Source organism: Halorubrum aethiopicum (assembly GCF_001542905.1).
GTDB lineage: Archaea > Halobacteriota > Halobacteria > Halobacteriales > Haloferacaceae > Halorubrum > Halorubrum aethiopicum.
The window spans coordinates 420,947-438,644 of sequence record NZ_LOAJ01000001.1 but is presented as its reverse complement, the minus strand read 5'-3'; the positions used below and the strand labels follow the sequence as shown (position 1 = coordinate 438,644).

The following is a 17,698-nucleotide window of genomic DNA, read 5'->3' as shown; positions in this document are numbered from 1 at the left end:
GATCGCCGGCGCGCCGCTCGCGGGCGACGGAGCGTGTGAAAGGGAAGTGGGGGAATGCACGCGTGTGACGTGCGACTGAAGACACCCGGCGGCGACACAAAAAGGTCCGGCAGGCGGGGTGAAAGTGAAACTGTGGGACGGCGTCGACTTCGATCCGCCGTCAGACCCGTGTCAGACGGTCGGCCCCCGGTCGAGACGGACGGCGATGTCGGCCCGATCGATGTGCCGCTCCACCCGCTCACGGAACGAGCCGTCGCCCGGCCACGTCGCGTCCGCGTCGAGCCGGTCGGGGTCGCCGACGTAGAGGGTCGCCTCGTCGGGGTGGCCGTCGGGCGCGTCGAGCGGTACGGCGACCCGGACGTAGAACCCGTCGTCGACGCCCTCGTACGCGTCGAGCGCGTCGATCTCGTCGGTGCGGAGGAGCCGCCCCGCCGTCTCCCCGCCGGGCGCGAGCGTCGGGTAGCGCCCCTCGACGGGCCGGAGCCCGGAGAGCGTCGCCGGTCCGACGAAGACGAACGAGTCGAGCAGCGATCCGACGCGCTCCGGCTCCGTGAGGGTCCCGTAGACGAAGACGTCCATGGGGCGTCTGCGTCGCTCGGGCGTTTGAACGTTCGGGGAAGACGGACGCCGACGGTCCGCCGATCGCCGGCGTCTCCCGCCGCTCGTCGATAGGTTCCGTCCCGACCGGTACCGCCGCCGCCGATCGATCCCGCCGCCGACCGATCCCGTCTCGACCGCCCCGGGACACACAACGGTTTTTGTCCGGAGACGCGAAACGTCGTCACGTCGTGTCGAAACCACGAGGCTACGCCGTCGTCGCCGCGATCGGGTGTAGCCTGCTGCTCGTCGCGACGATCCACCACGGGACCGAGATCGGAGCCGTCGGGGAGATCCTCGGTCCCGCGCTCGCGCTGGCGCTCGACGGCGGGATCGCCCTCGGCGTCGTCTACGCGGGAGTGCGGGTCCGGGACGCCGGCTTCACCCGCAGCGAGGAGGGACGCGTCGCTCGCTGGACCGTGGCCGGCGCGTTCCTCGCGGCGAGCGCGATCGGCGCGACCCTGCTCGTCCGGGCGGTCGAGGGTCGCCCCCTCGTCGAACCCGTCTTCCCGCTGTTGGTCGCCGCCGGCTCGGGTGCGCTCGGCGGCGCGATCGCGGGATACCTCGCCGTTCGCCAGGAGGCGGAGGCTCGCCGTGCGCGCGACGCCACGCGGGCGGTGTCGTTCGTGAACCACCTGATCCGTCACGACCTCCGGAACGACCTGTCGACGATCCGCGGGTACGCGGACCTCGCCGAGGCGACCGCCCACGGCGGAGGCGACTCCGGCTCCGCCGCCGGCGACGCTGCCGGTCCCGACGGGCGCGACGCCGCGGCGGTGATCGCGACCAAGGCCGACGAGGGGCTCGATCGTCTGGAGACGACGAGCGCCGTCGCCGACGCGCTCGTCGGCGACGCCGACCTCCATCGGGTCGACCTCGCGTCGGTCACTCGGGAGATACTCGAGGGGCTCAGGGACCGGCCCGACGTGACCGTCGAGGCCGACCTCACGGAGGAGGCCCCGGTCACGGCGAACGACGGCCTCCGGTCGGTCGTCGACAACCTCGTCGAGAACGCCGTCGAGCACGCGGGCGGCGACGCCACTCTCCGGGTCACCGTCCGTGACGACGACCGGGCGGTCACGCTGTCCATCGACGACGACGGACCGGGACTTCCCCCCGAGCAGCGGGCCGCGCTGTTCGGCGACGCGGCCGATGACGGCGCGGGCGACGGCGACGGCGCCGACGACGGCGGAGGCGGCGGGTTGTTCATCGTCGACAGCCTCGTCGAGGAGTACGACGGCACGATCTCGGTCGGGGAGGCGGACCTCGGCGGGACGCGGTTCGAGGTGACGTTCCCGCGGGCGAACGACGCCGACCGTTTCGACTTCCCCCCGTCCGCCGCACCCGAGCCGGAGCAGTCGGCGGACTCGACCGCCTCCGATAGCTAGAACCCGACGGGGTCCCTCCACGGTGACGCATGGACCTCCCGCGCGTCCGGCGCGTCTGGAAGCGCGTGTTCGCGCTCGCGTGGCCGGTGATGGCCGAGCAGACGTTCCGGACCGCGATGCGGACGACCGACATCGTCGTCAGCGCGCTCTTCTCGCCGGCCGCCGTGGTCGCGATCGGCCTCGCGGACCTGTACGCGCGGTTCCCGCTCCGGATCGGGTTGGGGCTCGGCGGCGGCGCGATCGCCCTCTCCTCACAGGACACCGGCGCGGCGGAGACGGCGACCCGAGACGAGGCGATCACGCAGGCGATCCTGCTCGGCGCGCTCGCCGGGGTCCCGTTCGTCCTCTTCGGGCTGTTCCTCGGCGAGGCCGCGATCGACGTCTTCGGCCGGCTGATCGGCCGGGAGACCCCGCCGGAGGTCGTCTCGCTCGGCTCGGCGTACCTCGCGATCGTCTTCGCGACGGCCCCGGCGAGACACGTCGCGCTCGTGGCCGCGCGGGCGCTTCAGGGCACCGGCGACACCAGAACGCCGATGTACGTGAACGTCCTCGGGAACTCCCTCAACGTCGTCGGGTCGGTCCTCCTCGGGCTCGGGCTGCTCGGACTCCCTCGCCTGGAGATCGTCGGCGTCGGGCTCGCGACCGGGGCCGCGAACGTCCTCACGGCGGGACTGCTGTGTGCGGCGATACGGGGGCCGTGGACCGACGCCGAGTTCGCCCGTCCGCGGGACCCGACGATCGCGGGACAGCTGCTCCGCGTGAGCGCGCCGCGGGTTGCGGAGGGGTTCAGCGCCGAGGCCGCGGAGTTCCCCTTCAACGCCCTGCTCCTCGGCTTCGGCGAGGCGGTCAACGCCGGCTTCCAGATCGGTCGCCGGGTCTACCAACAGGTGACCGGTCCGCTCTCGCGCGGGTACAACGTCGCGGCCTCGGTGTTGGTCGGGCAGGCGCTCGGCGCGGGCGACCCCGACCGGGCCCGCTTCGACGGCTGGGCCGTCGCGGCGCTCGGACTCCTCTCGGTCGGAGCCGCCGGGCTCGCGCTCGTCGCGCTCGCGCCGCGCGTCGTCCGGCTCTTCACCGCCGACCCGGCGACCGTCGAGTACGCGGTCGACTTCGCGCGGGTGTACGGTCTCGCGGGCGGCGCGCTCGCCTGTTTCACGTCGCTGTCCGGCGCGCTCCAGGGCGCGAGCGAGACCCGGATCCCCTTCGCGGCGCGGCTCACGGGGATGTTCGGGCTCTTCCTCGGCGCGTCCTGGCTGTTGAGCCGGACCGCCGGGTTCGGCCCGTCCGGCGCGTACGTCGGCGTGTTCCTCGCGTACTGCTGGATGGCGCTCGTCGTCGCCGTCGGCTTCCGACGCTCGGGATGGGCGACGCGGGCCGCGGCGATGATGGCCGAACGCGGAAGCGGCGGGGACGCGGCCGCTGGGGACGGCGACTAGGCCGGCGGCTCGGGGCGGAAGGTACCGGAAGATGCGTGTGGACGGCGGGAGGTACCGTCCCTCCGATCGAACCGGGTCGGAACGGGTCGGACCGGATCAGGCCGCGCGGCGTTCCTTCGCCTTCGGGCGGAGCTTGGTGTAGCCGCACTTGCGGCAGCGCCCGGCGTCGGGCGCGTTGCGGGCGTTACAGCGCATACAGATCTGTCGGTCGAGGTTGCGGCGTTCCGCGGCGTCGAAACTGGCCATACTCCACGTGAGCACGCGGGCGCTGTAAAAGGTTGCGAGACGCGTCGGCACCCGGGATACGGCGTCGGCGCGGGGCTCCGTCGCCCCGTGCTCGTCGACCAGTGCGACCGTTTCAGGGACGCGTACCGATCACGCGCCGGCTTCCGAGATCGCGGCGGTGATGTCCTCCTTCTGGGTGACCCCGACGAATCGGTCGACGACGCCGTCGTCGTTCTCGACGATGAGCGTCGGCAGCGATCGGACCTGATACTGGTTGGCGACGTCCTGCTCCTGGTCGACGTCGACCTTCTGTAGCTCGAAGGCGTCCCCGAGCTCCTCCTGGACCTCCTCCAGTATCGGGTCCTGCGTCTTACACGGGCCGCACCAGTCGGCGTAGAAATCCAGCACTCGAACGGTCATGGTTCGCCGACACGTAGCGTCGGCTCGCCGATAAGGGTTTCTCACGCGGCGGGGAGGTGGGGTGACCGACGACGGGCGGCGACGGGGGGTCCGATCCGCGACGGTCGCTTTCCGGACGATCGCTTCCCGAGCGGTCGCTTCCCGAGACGAAACGCTTACGCCCGACGCCGCGGAAGGTGCGGGCATGAGCAGCGGCAGCAACTCCGGCGGGCTGATGTCCAGCGCGGGGCTCGTCCGGTACTTCGACTCGCAGGACCGCAACGCCATCGCGATCAACCCCAAGACCGTCCTCGCGTTCTGTATCCTCTTCGGCGTCTTCGTCCAGGTCCTCTCGCTGACGGTCGCGTAGGCGCTCATCGCCATCCATCAGTCGTCGGGACTCGACGAAACGGACTTATTCGCGAGGCCCCGCCTTCCGGTATGGATCGTCGCCACTATCTGCGGTCGCTCGCCGTTCCCGCCGTCGCCGGGAGCGCCGGCTGTCTCGGCGTGCTGGGGAGCTCCGGTCCCGAAGGCACGGTGCTCGATCCCCCCGAGCAGGACCTGAGCGCGGCCTCACACCCGAGCTACGGCGACGAGATGCCGCACTTCTCCGTCCCGGACCCGATAACCGGCGAGACGGTGTCCACCGAGGAGTTCGAGGGCGAGCGGGCCGTCCTGTGGACCTCCTTTTACACACACTGCCCGGACGGCGTGTGTCCCGCGCTCATCCTCCGGCTCCGGCGCGCACAGGAGGTCGCCGCCGAGGAGGGATACGCCGACGAGGCCGCGTTCCTCGCGCTCACGTTCGACCCCGAGCGGGACACCGCCGACGTCCTCCGCGAGTACGCCGGCCAGCAGGGCGTGAACCTCGATGCCGGCAACTGGCACTTCCTCCGCCCGGAGAGCTACGAGGCGGGTCAGGACCTGTTGGACGAGGAGTTCGGGCTCGTGATCGAAAAGCAGGCGGCCGACGGGTACGAGAACCTGGAGTACCGGTTCCCTCACTACGGACTCATCCTCCTCGCCAACAAGGAAGGGATCGTCGAGCGGGCGTACCCGAGGGGGCCACAGACCGACATCGAGCGGCTCGTCGACGACTTCGAACGGGTGGTGAACGCGTAGGATGGAGCGCCGACACCTCCTCGCCGGGATCGCGAGCGCCGGCGTGTTGGGCGCGGGCGGCGTCGTCGCGACGGGGAGTGTGCCGGACGGGCTAGGATTCGGCGACAGCGCGGAGCCGGTCGAACCGACGACGCTGCCGACGATCGAGGCTCCCGGCAGCCGCGACGGTGAGGTGACGATCCCCGCCGAGGGACGGGCCACGTTCGTCGACTTCTTCGGGACGTGGTGTCCACCCTGTGCCGAGCAGATGCCGGCGCTCGCCGAGGCGCACGATCGGCTCGGCGACGAGGTGTTGTTCGTCTCGGTGACCACGGAAAACGTCGGCAACGCGGTCGACGAGGAAACGGTCGTCGACTGGTGGACGGAACACGACGGTGACTGGCTCGTTGCGGCTGACGTCTCGGCCGAACTCTTCACGCGACTCGACGTCAACGGGTTCCCGAGCGCTCGCGCTATCGACGCGGCGGGGCGCGTTCGCTGGGCGACCTCCGGGACCCACACCACGGAGGAGTTCGTGGACGGGATCGAGCGGGCACTCGACCGATGACCGATGTCTCGCTCGCGACCAACGTTCCCTTCGCCGTGACCGCGGGCGTGGCGACGTTCTTCTCGCCGTGCGCGTACCCGCTCTTGCCCGGCTACGTCGGGTTCTACGTGAATCAGATCGACGCGGAGGAGGTCTCGATCGCGGGGGCCGGATCCCGCGGGATCGCCGCCGGGCTCGGCGTGCTGGCGACGTTCGCCGTCCTCGCGGGCGCGACCGTGCGCGTCGGCCACTCGACGCTCTCGAACATCACCGTCTTCGAGTCGCTCGTCGGCGGGCTGCTCGTCGTCTTCGGGCTGCTCGTCGTCGCCGGGCGGACCCCGTCGATATCGGTCCCGCTCCCCAAGCGCCGCGCGAGCGTCCTCGGGTTCGGGATCTTCGGCGCGGGGTACGCGCTGGCGGGCGCGGGCTGCGTCGCGCCGATCTTCCTCGCCGTGATCGCTCGAGCGATCGCGCTCCCGACCGAGGCCGCGTTCCTGCTCCTCGGCACCTACGCGGGCGTCGTCGCTGCGCTGATGGTCGCGACCACGGTGGCGACCGGGATGGGCCTGCTCACGAACGCCGGCCGGATCATGGCGCACTCGGGGACGCTGAAGCGGGTCGCCGGCGCGGTGATGGTGCTCGCGGGCGTCGGCCAGCTGTACCTCGCGCTCGTCGTCTACTGATCGGGTCGTCGTCCGTGCCGATCGGGTCGCCGTAGCGCGCCCTTTTTGGACGTGCCCCGCCGAGCGGAGGTATGAAAGCTGGCGTCATCGCGGTCCAGGGCGACGTGGCCGAACACGCGGAGGCGATCCGCCGCGCCGCGACCGCCCACGGCGAGTCCGCGGAGGTCGTCGAGGTCAGGGACTCGGGGATCGTCCCCGACTGCGACGTCCTCCTGATGCCGGGCGGGGAGTCGACGACCATCTCGCGGCTGATCCACCGCGAGGGGATCGCGGCGGAGATCCGCGACCACGTCGGGGCCGGCAAGCCGGTGCTCGCGACGTGTGCCGGGCTCATCGTGTGCTCGCGCGACGCCAAGGACGACCGGGTCGACGCGCTCGGGCTCGTCGACGTCTCCGTCGACCGCAACGCGTTCGGCAGACAGAAGGACTCCTTCGAGGCGAAGGTCCCCGTCGAGGGGCTCTCGGAACCGTTCCACGCGGTGTTCATCCGCGCGCCCGCGATCGACGAGGTCGGCGAGGGCGTCGAGACGCTCGCGACGGTCGACGGCCGGCCGGTCGCGGTGCGCGACGGCCCCGTGTTCGCCACCTCCTTCCACCCCGAACTCACCGCTGACTCGCGGATCCACGACCTCGCCTTCTTCCCCGACAGCGAGGTGGAGGCGTGACGGACGACGGGGCGGGCGCCGAGGACGTGGGCGGCGCTTCTTCCGACGGGGCCACCGCCGGCGACGCGGTCCTCGACGAGCTGTTCGCGACGATCGAGTCGCGAAAGCGGGAGCTTCCCGACGACTCCTACACTGCCTCGCTTTTCACCCACGAGAAGGGCGAGAACGCGGTGTTGGAGAAGATCGGCGAGGAGTCGACGGAGGCGATCCTGGCGGCGAAGGACGACGACCTCGAGGAGCTCACCTACGAGAGCGCCGACCTCGTCTACCACCTGCTGGTGTTGCTCGCGATGAAGGACCTCGACCTCGAGGACCTCCGTGGGGAGCTTCGCGACCGGTTCTAGCACCATCGGGCGGGGTGTGATCGAAGAGGCCCCATACCGGGACGAGATTCGCTCAATACAGCCACCTTTTTCATCGTCGGGTGCCCTCGCTCACTGCGTTCGCTTCGGGAACCACTCCTCGAAAAACCTGGAGAGAAAAAGCCGACTCCGCCGTCTTCGACGGCTCCGTCGGTGAACCGCTCGCTTCGCTCGCGGATGCTCACTCCAGGCGAAGGAGTGAGCGATCGCCCGAGCGGTGGCGCGCCTGCGAGTGCCCGGCAGGGCACGAGCAGAACGCGAGGGACGCGGTGAGCGCTCGAAGAGCGCGAACCGCGAGGCTGGGGAGGTGTGAGGTGCGGGGCAGCGTGGTTGGGTGGGACTCAAAGGGGCAGCAGCGAGGGCGACGGCGGCCGACGTAAGCACTGGAAGGAGTGAGCGGAGCGAACGACTGAAGCGCGCAACGAGGCCCCCGAGCCGTCGCTGCTGGGGCTTTGAAGCAGTTCATCGCGCTAGCACCCACGTATAAACGAGCGACTGGGGCTTTGAAGACGGTCTCGGTAAGCGTGTTCACCGCGCCGGCAACGATTCCCTTCTACGCACCCCGATCTTCCTCGAACTCCACCGCGTGTCACCGCTCCCGCTCGAGTTCCCGTTCGATGTCGTCGAGGTCCTCCGATTCGAGTTCCCGGGCGATCCGGCGCTCGAACTCCGCCTCGTCGATCTCGCCCTCGACGTACTGTCGGCGGAGCCGCTCCTGTCGGTTCGCGTCGTCGCCGGCCTCGATCCCGGCCGACGCGGACGACCGCGATCCGCCGACCGAGTCGGTGGACCTTGCCCCGCCGTCGCCGCCGGAGAGCCACGATCCGGCCTTGTACGCCACGTAGACGATCCCCGCCAGGACCGCCAGGGTCACGGCCGCGGAGAGGACCGCCCAGGCGAGGCTGAGGATGGCCGAGACGATCGAGACCACGACGCTGACGGCGATCAACACGCCGATCGCGATCGCGGCGTAGTAGAGGGCCCGCTTCGAGTCCATGACCGGGAGTGACGGTCCCGCGCGCAAATACCTTCCCCCGGCGTCAGAAGGCTTATTCTCCTCTGTGCTCGTCTCCGAACGGAATGACGCCGGAACGCTCCCGGACGACGCTCGACCGCCGGACGCTCCTCGGCGCGGTCGCCGGCCTCGGGACCGCCTCGATCGCGGGGTGTTCGGCCCTCGAACGGGAGGCCGACGCCGGGACGTCCGGCATGGACGAGGGCCGCGTCCGCGAGCTCGCCGAGCGGTTCGCCCCGACGCTGTACTTCGACGTCCACGAGCCGTGGTTCCCGACGGACCCGCGCCCGTACACGAGCGAGCGCGACGGCGAGACGGTCGTCGACGGCTTCGACGCGCTGAACGGCTACCACGAGCGATTCGAGGGGACCGCGGGCGACCCGGAGTCGTCGCCGGCACCGCCCGACCCGACCGTGTTCTACCACGGCGTCGCGTACGAGGACTCCCCGCTCGAGGCCGTCCAGTTCTGGTTCTACTCCGCGTTCGACCAGTTCACGACCAACTTCCACTGGCACGACTGGGAGGTGCTCCACGTCTTCGTCGACCGCGAGACCGACGAGCCGCAGCTGTACGTCGCCAGCTCGCACTCGCGGCGAGTCCCGAACAACGAGTTCCTCGATCCGGACCCCGAGGTGGTCCCGCGGATCCTCCCGGAGCTCGGCTCGCACTCCTCGACGCTGTCGGTCAACGAGGTGGCCGACCGGTTCCAGCGCGTGGGTGCCGACGGGCTGCTCGCGGACGTCACGAACTCCGCGATCGAGGGGATCGCCGACCTCGCGGAGGTGCCGCTCGCCTACGGGCTCCCCCGCGACGAGGGGGCGCGGCTCCCGTTCGTCGTCCCGGAGTACGAGGGCGAGCCCGTCTACGAGCACGATCGGCTTCCGGCGGTCGATCCCGAGTCGCTGATCGACGACGCGCTCACCGTGCGCTCGCTCGACGCGCTGGGGTCGCCGCCGACGGACCTCCCGCTGCGCGAGACCGGGGTCGCGTTCGAGCACGCCGGGCGCGGCGACGGTGGAGGCAGTGGCGATGGAGACGGTGGCGACGACGGAGGCGGTGGAGACGGTGACGGAGGCGGTGGAGACGAAGGCGGTGGAGACGGCGACGCATCCGACGGCCGAAGCGCGACCGTCGCCTACGACCTCGTCGCCAGCGCGGAACTCGAGGGGATAGACGCGTTCGTCGGCCCGCAGTTGAGCTTCGAGTTCGCGGTCCCGCAGGCGGTCGAGGACGCCGTCGCCGGCCACATCACGACGACCGGCGTGCCGTGGGCACAGCCGCGGTACGACAACCCGGCGGCCGACATCACCGCGCCGAACCACCGCGCGGAACTCGCCGACCGGTACGACGCGATCGGCGCTCCCGCGCCGGTCCACGCTGTCGTGGCGCGCGTCACGGACGTCGCCACGAACGACGACGCCCCCGAGAACGAGGGGTTGACGACGACGGCGTCCGGCGTCGAGTCGGTCGCGCTGCTCGAGAGCGAGCCGGAGGCGGTGCCGACGTTCGGCGGCGTGGCCGTCGTCCGCGACGTCGAGAGCGGCGACCACCGGCTCACGGTCAACGGGGCTGGACGGGCTCCCCACAGCGAGCGGCTGACCGTCGATCCGACGGAGGAGGGGTCAGACCCGGTGACGGCCGCCGGGGTCGACGGGGAGATCCCGCTCGTCGCGCGCGAGGACGCGACGAAACTGGAGATCACCGACGAGGAGGCCGAGATCGACGTGGTCGGGACGGCGCTCGAGGACGACTTCGCGGGCCGGATGTACGCGTCGTCGACGGCGGGATCGGACGCGGTGTACGTCCACGCCGGGGGTGCCTACACGGCCGAGGTGCGCGACGCCGCCGACGAGATCGGCGCGTATCGAGTCAACCCGGACCCGGAGTCCGACGACGGGATCCGGATCGATCGCCCGGAGACCGGGGCGGCCCCGCTCGCCGGCTACGTCGCCGACGTGGCCGAGGAGACGCGCGCCGCGGTCGCCGCCGCGGCGGGGAGTGACGACGGCGACGGCGACGATGGTGACGACGGCGATGGCGACGACGGTTCCGGCGGCGGGAGCGGTGGCGGCCCCGGCGGCTCCGGAGGCGGTGGCGGTCCCGGTGGTGGCGGCTCCGGCGGCGGCCCGTCGAACGCGGTGAACGGGCTCGAGCGAGCCCTCGCCGCCGCGGTCGCGGCCGCGGAGCGGGCCGAGGAGCGCGCCCGCGAGGGCGACGGCGAGGGAACGGAGCGCCAGCTGGCGAACGTGCTCGACCGGATCGCCCGGATCGAAGAGCGGCTCGCGGCGGCGCGGGAGGGGCTCCCGCCCGGACTCGCGAACGCGACGGGGAAGCGGATCGAGCAGGCGACGCGGCGAGTCGAACAGGCGCGAAACGCCGAGAAGCTGTAGCGGCGTCCGCCGTTTCCTCGTCTTCATCGTCGCGACCGCCGGCCGCGCGGGAGCGTGCCACCCGTCACACCCGTGGATGGAAAGCTATACGACGCCGACCGCACCACGAGTATATAAGCAGATGTCTCAGGAGGCTTACGACCACACCGCGGTCGAGAGTCGGTGGCAGGAGGCGTGGGAAGACGCCGCCGTGTACCGCACGCCGGACGAGGTGGACGACCCCACCTACGTCCTCGGGATGTACCCGTACCCGTCCGGGAAGCTCCACATGGGCCACGTCCGCAACTACACGATCACGGACGCGTACGCCCGCTACCGCCGGATGCGCGGCGACGACGTGCTCCACCCGATGGGGTGGGACGCCTTCGGCCTCCCCGCCGAGAACGCCGCCAAGGAGCGCGACACCAACCCCCGCGACTGGACGTTCGACTGTATCGACACGATGAAGGGACAGATGAAGTCGATGGGGTTCGGCTACGACTGGGACCGGGAGGTCACCACCTGTACCCCCGAGTACTACGAGTGGAACCAGTGGCTCTTCTCCCGATTCTCCGATGCCGGGCTCGTCGAGCGCCGCGAGGCCGAGGTGAACTGGTGTCCCTCCTGTGAGACGGTGCTGGCCGACGAGCAGGTCGAGGGCGACGCGGAGCTGTGCTGGCGGTGTGACACGCCCGTCGAGACGCGCGACCTGGACCAGTGGTTCCTGAAGATCACCGAGTACGCCGACGAGCTCCTGGAGGCCATCGACGACCTGGAGGGGTGGCCGAACTCCGTGCGCCAGATGCAGCGCAACTGGATCGGCCGCCAGCACGGGACCGAACTGGAGTTCGCTATCGACGGCCACGACAGCGTCACGGCGTTCACCACCCGCGTCGACACCGTCTTCGGCGCGACGTTCTTCGCGCTCGCGCCCGACCACCCGATAAGCGAGGCGCTGGCCGAGGAGGACGACGCCGTCCACGAGTTCGTCCGCCACGAGGCCGACCCCGACGGCGACGAGCCGAACGGCGTCGAGACCGGACTGACCGCCACGAACCCCGTCACCGGCGAGGAGATCCCCGTCTTCGTCGCCGACTTCGTGCTCTCCGACGTGGGGACGGGCGCGCTGATGGCCGTGCCGGCCCACGATGAGCGCGACCACGCGTTCGCGACGAAGAAGGGCCTCGAGATCCGTCCGGTGATCGCGCCCGAACCCGACGACTGGGACGGGGAGACGGTTCCGGACGCGCCCGACGCGGGCGAGGCGGCGTTCACCGACGACGGCGTCCTCGTCGACTCCGGCGAGTACAGCGGCCTCGACAGCGAGACGGCCCGTGAACGGCTGACGGCGGAGATCGAGAGCGCCGAGGAGAGCGTCCAGTACCAGCTTCGCGACTGGGGGATCTCCCGCCAGCGCTACTGGGGGACGCCGATCCCGGTCGTCCACTGCGACGACTGCGGGCCCGTGTCCGTGCCCGACGAGGACCTCCCGGTGGAGCTGCCGGAGTTCATCAACACGACCGGGAACCCGCTCGACGCCGCCGAGGAGTGGAAGGCGACGACGTGTCCGGAGTGCGGCGCGGCCGCGACCCGCGAGACCGACACGATGGACACGTTCGTCGACTCCTCGTGGTACTTCCTGCGGTACGTCTCGCCGGACCTGGCCGACGCGCCGTTCGATCTCGAGCGCGCCAACGACTGGATGCCGGTCGACCAGTACGTCGGCGGCATCGAACACGCCGTGATGCACCTGCTGTACTCGCGCTTCTTCACCAAGGTGCTGGCCGACGAGGAAGGGTTGAAACACCGCGAGCCGTTCACGAACCTGCTCGCGCAGGGCATGGTCCAACTGGACGGCAAGAAGATGTCGAAATCGAAGGGGAACGTCGTCTCGCCCCAGCGGATCGTCGAGGAGTACGGCGCGGACACCGCGCGGCTGTTCATGATGCAGGCGGCCCAGCCCGAGCGCGACTTCGACTGGTCGGAGGAGGGCGTCAAGTCGACGCACCGCTTTTTGGCCCGCCTCTCCGACCTCGTCGAGGGGTACGCCGCCGGCGACGTCGAAACCGCCGATCGGGACCCGGATCGCGACACCATCGACGAGTACGTCGCCGACGAGACGGACGCCGCCGTCGCCATCGCCCGCGACGAGTACGACGACCTCACCTTCAACGTCGCGTTGCGCGAGGCCCAGGAGCTCGTCCGGACGCTCCGGAGCTACCGCGAGCACGCGGAGCCGCACCCCGCGGTCTACGAGCGCGGGCTGGACGTCGCCGTCCGGCTGCTCGCGCCGGTCGCCCCGCACCTCGCCGAGGAGCTGTGGGAGACGCTCGGCCGCGACGGGTTCGTCGTCGAGGCCGACTGGCCGACCGCGACCGCCGACCGCGAGACGGTCGAGCGCCGCCGCCGGCTGGTGGCGAACACGCGCGAGGACGTCCGCGACATCGTCGAGGTCGCCGACATCCGCGACCCGGAGCGGATCGACGTCGTCGTCGCGCCCGACTGGAAGTACGACGCCCTCGAGATCGCGATCGACAGCGACGCCGACAACCTGATCGGCGAGCTGATGGCGGAAGACCACATCCGCGAGCGGGGCGACGAGGCGGCGTCCTACGGGCAGGACCTCCAGGCGGAGCGGGAGGCGCTCTCGGAGACGCTCTCCGGCGACGAGGAGTACGCGGCGCTGCGCGCGGCCGCCTGGCTGATCGAGCGCGAGTTCGACGCGCCCGTCGTCGTCGAGCGCGCCGCGGACGCCGACCCGGAGACCGCCCGCCACGCCGAGCCCGGTCGCCCCGCGATCGACATCGTGGAGTGATCGGTCAACACGGCCACGCTAGTTTTTATCTGATCAATAGATGGATTTTACCATGGATCACGTGAGAGCGAGGTACGCAGCGAAGCGGGGGGTGATACTGGCAACGGCATTCCTCGTGATCGGGGTCGGTGGATGGCTGCTTCGTCCGGCAACGTCCCCGAACTGGAGCATCGTGTTCGGAGCCCCCCTCATCATCGGCCTGATCCATACGTTCTTTACCCATCTCAAGCTCGGTACGTCCGATACCAGTCGCTGACCTCACTCAGACCGTGTGCTTCGCCTCCTCGGCGTCTTCGACGACCTCCAGTCCGCGGTTGTTCACGGCGTAGGGATCGAGCCCCTGTTCCTGGAGGAACTGCTTGTAGAGCCGTTCGGCGGTCTCGCCGTCCTTCTGTTTGTCGCTGGCGCGGTCACAGAGCTCGATCAGGTTCTCGGGCACGTCGTTCTCGTGGACGATCCAGTGGTTGATCATGTCCGACAGCCGACGGATGGGCGAGGTGAAGTGGCCGTAGATGTCGAAGTTGAGCGCGTGGTGGCCGCCGAACGGGTCGTTCATGTACTTCGCACGGGGCATCACTTTGAGCACGGCCCGCTGGATCTTGTTGAGCTGGCGGTCGGGCGACTCCTCCAAGGCGGCGTTGACCGCCTTCCGGGGGTCGTCGCCCCACGCGGAGCCGGGGATGGAGACGCCGTCGAGCTCCTGGATCTCCTTTAGCGCCTCGTTCCACTGGTCGGGGGTCGGCTGCGGGTGGACGCGGTACATCGCCTCGACGCCGCGGTCCCACATCAGGGTGTGTGTCACCGCCTTGTTCGCCTTCAGCATCGACTCCTCGATGATGGTGTGTGCGCGGTCGCGGCTCGGGTTCAAGACGAGGGAACCGTCCTCCTTGCGCTGTTCGTGCATCCGGTCGGCCAGCTCGTAGGCGAGCTCGTTCTCCTTGCCGAGCGGCAGGGAGGGGTCCTCGAGCCGGTTCTCACACTCGCTGTAGGTGAGCCGCTCGTCGGAGTTGATCACGGACTTGTAGATCTCGACGTCCTCGAAAGAGAGCGTCTCGTCGTCGATCACCATCTCCACCGTGTGCGCGAGCCGGTCCTCCTCGGGGACGAGCGAGCAGACGGTCTCGGCGAGCACCGGCGGCAGCATGTGGATCGTGTAGGCGGGCAGGTAGACCGTGTTCGCGCGCTCGACCGCCTCCTCCCACATCGCGGTGTCGGGCGTGACGTAGTGGGTCACGTCGGCGATGTGGACCCACAGCCGGTAGGCGTCCGCCTCGCGCTCGATCGAGATGGCGTCGTCGAAGTCCTGGGCGTCGACGGGGTCGGTCGTCCAGGTCGTGAGGTCGCGGAGATCCCGCCGCTCGTCGATCTCGGCTTCGATCTCCTCGCGGACGCCCTCTGTCCGGGCCTCGGCCTCGCGGAGGACCGCCGGCGGGAACTCGTCGCGGATGCCGAACTCCTCGAAGAGCTCCTCGCGCTTGTCGGCCAGCCGCTCGGCCAACTCCGGCGTGACCGTCACCGGACCCTGGTCCTCGGCGGAGCCCTGTTTCGGCTCGTCGTCTGACATACGCGGACCAACGCGGGTCCGTTAGAAAGGCCTGTCGGGGCGGATCGGCCGGGATCGAGCGGTGTCGACGGGGATCGAGCGATGTCGGCGGTGAGCGCCGCCGCCGAACCGCGACCCGTCACGGTGCCGGTCCGTCGCGGTCGGCCGTCCGTTCCTCACCCGTCGTCGCGTCGCGTCGCGGAGTCGGTGACGGCGTCGGTGTACCGGTCGAGGAACTCCTCCTGTGAGAGGCCGTCGGACTCGATGGAGAGCACGAGCGACTCGAGGCCGTCCCGCGGCTGGTGACAGAGCTCGTCGTCGCAGTCGACACAGAGGTGTTCGAACTCCTTGTCCCGCCGGTCCCAGCGGTTCCCCTCCTTGTCGTACTCGCGCGCGTCCTCGCGCAGCACCGACTCCCCGCACGCGATGCAGACCACGGTCCGACGGTCCCGGCTCCTCGGGGAGCGCCACATGGGTGTCTCCTCGAACCCGGTCTACTTAGCGTTTGGTGCCGCCGGCAGACGCTCGTCCGACGGGGACGGAGCGTCGGCGGGACCCCCGGCGTCGGATCGGGGACGCGGACACGGTATACAGACTATTACCGAGGGGGGTCGTACGCTCCGTATGACGATCACCGAATCCGACCTGCCGGGCGTCGGAAAGAAGTTCGAGATCGAACTCGACGACGGCGAGATGATCGTCGTCATCCACAACACGGGCAAACGGGAGCTGTTCTACAGGCCCGAGCCGAGCGCGGACAGCGAGAAGACCTTCGAGTTCGGCGACGACCTGGCCCGCACCATCGGGTCGATCATCGAGGGAGCGCACTTCCAGCCGCTCGAGCCGGCGACCCAGGAGACCACCCTGCCGGGCGGGATCCTCTTGGAGTGGTACGAGCTCCCGCCGGGCTCCCCGCTCGTCGGCGAGACGCTGGAGAGCGCCGACATCGGCAACCGGACCGGGCTCGCGGTCGTCGCCATCCAGCGCGGCGACGAGGTCATCGACAGCCCCGACGCCGGCACGGTCCTCCGGGAGGGAGACACCGTGATCGGGGTCGGCACCCGCGAGAACTGCGAGGCCTTCGAGGAGCTCCTGACGGAATGACGGTCGCGACGGCGCGTCACGCGCATCTCGGCGGCCGCCACAGGTCCTCCGATGGCCGCCACACGCCCTCCGACGGCCACGACCTGCCCTCCGATGGCCGCCACACGCCCTCCGACGGCCACGACCTGCTCTCCGATGGCCGCCACGCACCCGCCGACGGAGGTGACCGGTAGTGGCGCTTCTCGACGTCGGCGTCATGTTCGCCGCGATCGCGGTCGCCGGCGCGGCCGCGAACCGCCTCGGCCAGTCGGTGATCCCCTTCTACATCGTCGTCGGGATGGCGCTCGGCGAGCACGTCCTCGGCCGGTTCGCCCTCCCACGATTCGGCGTCGTCTACGTCCCGGAGACGGAGTTCATCGCGCTCGGGGCGGAGCTCGGGATCGTCTTCCTCCTCTTCTTTCTGGGGCTGGAGTTCAACCTCGACCGCCTGCTCGCTCGGCGCTCGGAGATCGGGACGGCGGGCACGATCGACCTCGCGAACTTCGGCGTGGGGCTCGTCCTCGGCTGGCTCGTCTTCGGCGCGTTCCTGCCGGCGTTCCTGCTCGCGGGGATCGTCTACATCTCCTCGTCGGCGGTGATCACGAAGTCGCTCATCGATCTCGGCTGGATCGCCAACGACGAGGCCGAACCGATGCTCGGCACCCTGGTGTACGAGGACCTGTTCATCGCCGTCTACCTCGCGGTCGCGTCCGCGCTGGTGCTCGGCGGCGGCGACGTCGCCGCCGCGGCCACGGACGTCGGGATCGCGATCGGGTTCATCGCCGTGCTGTTGGGGCTCGTCCAGTTCGGAACGCCGGCGTTCGACCGGCTGGTGGCGACCGACAACAAGGAGTTCGTCGCGCTGCGGACGATCGCGGCCGTCGTGTTGGTCGCGGGCGCGGCGCTCGCGCTCGGCGTCAGCGAGGCGGTCGCCGCCTTCTTCATCGGGATGGCCTTCTCCGCGACCGACTACCTCCACGAGGTCGAGTCGCTGTTGGAGCCCGTCCGCGACACCTTCGCCGCGGTCTTCTTCTTCTGGATCGGGCTCGTCACCGACCCGGCGCTGTTCGGGGGAGTCGCCGCGCTCGTCGCGCTCGCGGTGGTCGTCACCACGCCGACGAAGCTCGTCACGGGCTACTTCGCCGGGCGCGCGTTCGATCTCGGGGTCCGGCGGTCGGCGCGGGTCGGGCTCGGGATGACCACCCGCGGGGAGTTCTCGCTCATCATCGCGACGGTCGCCGCCAGCGGGGCAGCGGCCGGCACGTTCGACCCGGAGGTGGCAGCGACGCTCAACGCCTTCGCCGTCGGCTACGTCCTCGTGATGGCGATACTCGGAACCACGCTGATGGCCCACTCGGGGCCGTTCGAGCGGGCGGCCGTCTCGTGGTTCGGCGAGGAGACGTCGGCCGGGGGAGATTCGACGCCCGGGGAGTGAGGGGTCGCTTCGCTCGGGCCTCGGTCCGACCT

General features: G+C 70.4%; 18 protein-coding genes. 12 read left to right on the top strand and 6 right to left on the bottom strand.

What is annotated here, in order from left to right; all coding sequences use genetic code 11:
• Positions 1-171: 171 nt before the first annotated feature.
• Complete coding sequence (locus tag AXA68_RS02175; RefSeq protein ID WP_066412225.1) at positions 172-579, bottom strand: gamma-glutamylcyclotransferase family protein; 408 nt, start codon at positions 577-579, stop codon at positions 172-174.
• Positions 580-788: 209 nt separating this feature from the next.
• On the opposite strand from AXA68_RS02175, the gene AXA68_RS02170 reads away from it, so the two are divergent.
• Together AXA68_RS02170 and AXA68_RS02165 are read left to right on the top strand one after the other, a co-directional pair.
• Entirely contained in the window at positions 789-1,985 is a 1,197-nt protein-coding gene (locus AXA68_RS02170; protein WP_066412224.1) for an ATP-binding protein, read from the top strand.
• 29 nt (positions 1,986-2,014) lie between these two features.
• On the top strand, positions 2,015-3,421 hold the full coding sequence (locus AXA68_RS02165; protein WP_066412222.1) for an MATE family efflux transporter: 1,407 nt from the start codon (positions 2,015-2,017) through the stop codon (positions 3,419-3,421).
• Between the two features lie 96 nt (positions 3,422-3,517).
• On the opposite strand, the gene AXA68_RS02160 is transcribed toward AXA68_RS02165, so the two are convergent.
• Both AXA68_RS02160 and trxA read right to left on the bottom strand, forming a co-directional pair.
• Positions 3,518-3,667, bottom strand: coding sequence for a 50S ribosomal protein L40e (locus AXA68_RS02160; protein WP_066412216.1), 150 nt, complete (start codon positions 3,665-3,667; stop codon positions 3,518-3,520).
• 129 nt (positions 3,668-3,796) lie between these two features.
• Positions 3,797-4,066, bottom strand: coding sequence for a thioredoxin (gene trxA, locus AXA68_RS02155; RefSeq protein WP_066412215.1), 270 nt, complete (start codon positions 4,064-4,066; stop codon positions 3,797-3,799).
• A 184-nt stretch (positions 4,067-4,250) separates the two neighbouring features.
• Between trxA and AXA68_RS02150 the strand changes: the two genes are divergently transcribed.
• The 6 genes from AXA68_RS02150 to hisE all read left to right on the top strand — a co-directional run bounded on the left by AXA68_RS02150 (position 4,251) and on the right by hisE (position 7,388).
• Positions 4,251-4,415: a preprotein translocase subunit Sec61beta gene (locus AXA68_RS02150; RefSeq protein WP_066412201.1), complete on the top strand. Its 165-nt coding sequence runs from the start codon at positions 4,251-4,253 to the stop codon at positions 4,413-4,415.
• 71 nt (positions 4,416-4,486) lie between these two features.
• Positions 4,487-5,170, top strand: coding sequence for an SCO family protein (locus AXA68_RS02145; protein WP_066412199.1), 684 nt, complete (start codon positions 4,487-4,489; stop codon positions 5,168-5,170).
• A 1-nt stretch (position 5,171) separates the two neighbouring features.
• Positions 5,172-5,717, top strand: a complete 546-nt coding sequence (locus AXA68_RS02140) for a TlpA family protein disulfide reductase (protein ID WP_066412191.1) — start codon at positions 5,172-5,174, stop codon at positions 5,715-5,717.
• Positions 5,714-6,379 (top strand): cytochrome c biogenesis protein CcdA, encoded by a 666-nt coding sequence (locus AXA68_RS02135; RefSeq protein WP_066412189.1) that lies wholly within the window; start codon positions 5,714-5,716, stop codon positions 6,377-6,379. The genes AXA68_RS02140 and AXA68_RS02135 overlap by 4 nt, the downstream gene beginning before the upstream one ends.
• 71 nt (positions 6,380-6,450) lie before the next feature.
• Entirely contained in the window at positions 6,451-7,044 is a 594-nt protein-coding gene (gene pdxT / locus AXA68_RS02130) for a pyridoxal 5'-phosphate synthase glutaminase subunit PdxT (RefSeq protein ID WP_066412188.1), read from the top strand.
• A 26-nt stretch (positions 7,045-7,070) separates the two neighbouring features.
• Positions 7,071-7,388, top strand: a complete 318-nt coding sequence (gene hisE, locus AXA68_RS02125) for a phosphoribosyl-ATP diphosphatase (RefSeq protein ID WP_080505276.1) — start codon at positions 7,071-7,073, stop codon at positions 7,386-7,388.
• A 607-nt stretch (positions 7,389-7,995) separates the two neighbouring features.
• Here hisE and AXA68_RS02120 read toward each other — a convergent pair.
• The gene (locus AXA68_RS02120) at positions 7,996-8,403 is read right to left on the bottom strand and encodes a hypothetical protein (protein WP_066412185.1); all 408 of its coding nucleotides are present in this window, start codon (positions 8,401-8,403) and stop codon (positions 7,996-7,998) included.
• Between the two features lie 83 nt (positions 8,404-8,486).
• Between AXA68_RS02120 and AXA68_RS17000 the strand changes: the two genes are divergently transcribed.
• Both AXA68_RS17000 and leuS read left to right on the top strand, forming a co-directional pair.
• Positions 8,487-10,811 carry a hypothetical protein gene (locus tag AXA68_RS17000; protein ID WP_066412184.1) on the top strand — a complete coding sequence of 775 codons (2,325 nt, stop codon included), beginning with the start codon at positions 8,487-8,489 and terminating at the stop codon, positions 10,809-10,811.
• A gap of 121 nt (positions 10,812-10,932) precedes the next feature.
• Positions 10,933-13,605, top strand: a complete 2,673-nt coding sequence (gene leuS / locus AXA68_RS02110; protein WP_066412178.1) for a leucine--tRNA ligase — start codon at positions 10,933-10,935, stop codon at positions 13,603-13,605.
• Between the two features lie 262 nt (positions 13,606-13,867).
• Here the strand turns inward: leuS and AXA68_RS02100 are convergent, their stop codons facing one another.
• Both AXA68_RS02100 and AXA68_RS02095 read right to left on the bottom strand, forming a co-directional pair.
• The gene (locus AXA68_RS02100) at positions 13,868-15,169 is read right to left on the bottom strand and encodes a ribonuclease catalytic domain-containing protein (protein WP_066412174.1); all 1,302 of its coding nucleotides are present in this window, start codon (positions 15,167-15,169) and stop codon (positions 13,868-13,870) included.
• 155 nt (positions 15,170-15,324) lie between these two features.
• Entirely contained in the window at positions 15,325-15,621 is a 297-nt protein-coding gene (locus tag AXA68_RS02095) for a DUF7562 family protein (protein ID WP_066412172.1), read from the bottom strand.
• A 151-nt stretch (positions 15,622-15,772) separates the two neighbouring features.
• On the opposite strand from AXA68_RS02095, the gene AXA68_RS02090 reads away from it, so the two are divergent.
• Positions 15,773-16,252: a cation:proton antiporter regulatory subunit gene (locus AXA68_RS02090; protein WP_066412170.1), complete on the top strand. Its 480-nt coding sequence runs from the start codon at positions 15,773-15,775 to the stop codon at positions 16,250-16,252.
• Positions 16,253-16,424: 172 nt separating this feature from the next.
• Positions 16,425-17,666: a cation:proton antiporter gene (locus AXA68_RS02085; protein WP_066412161.1), complete on the top strand. Its 1,242-nt coding sequence runs from the start codon at positions 16,425-16,427 to the stop codon at positions 17,664-17,666.
• The last annotated feature ends 32 nt before the right edge of the window (positions 17,667-17,698 follow it).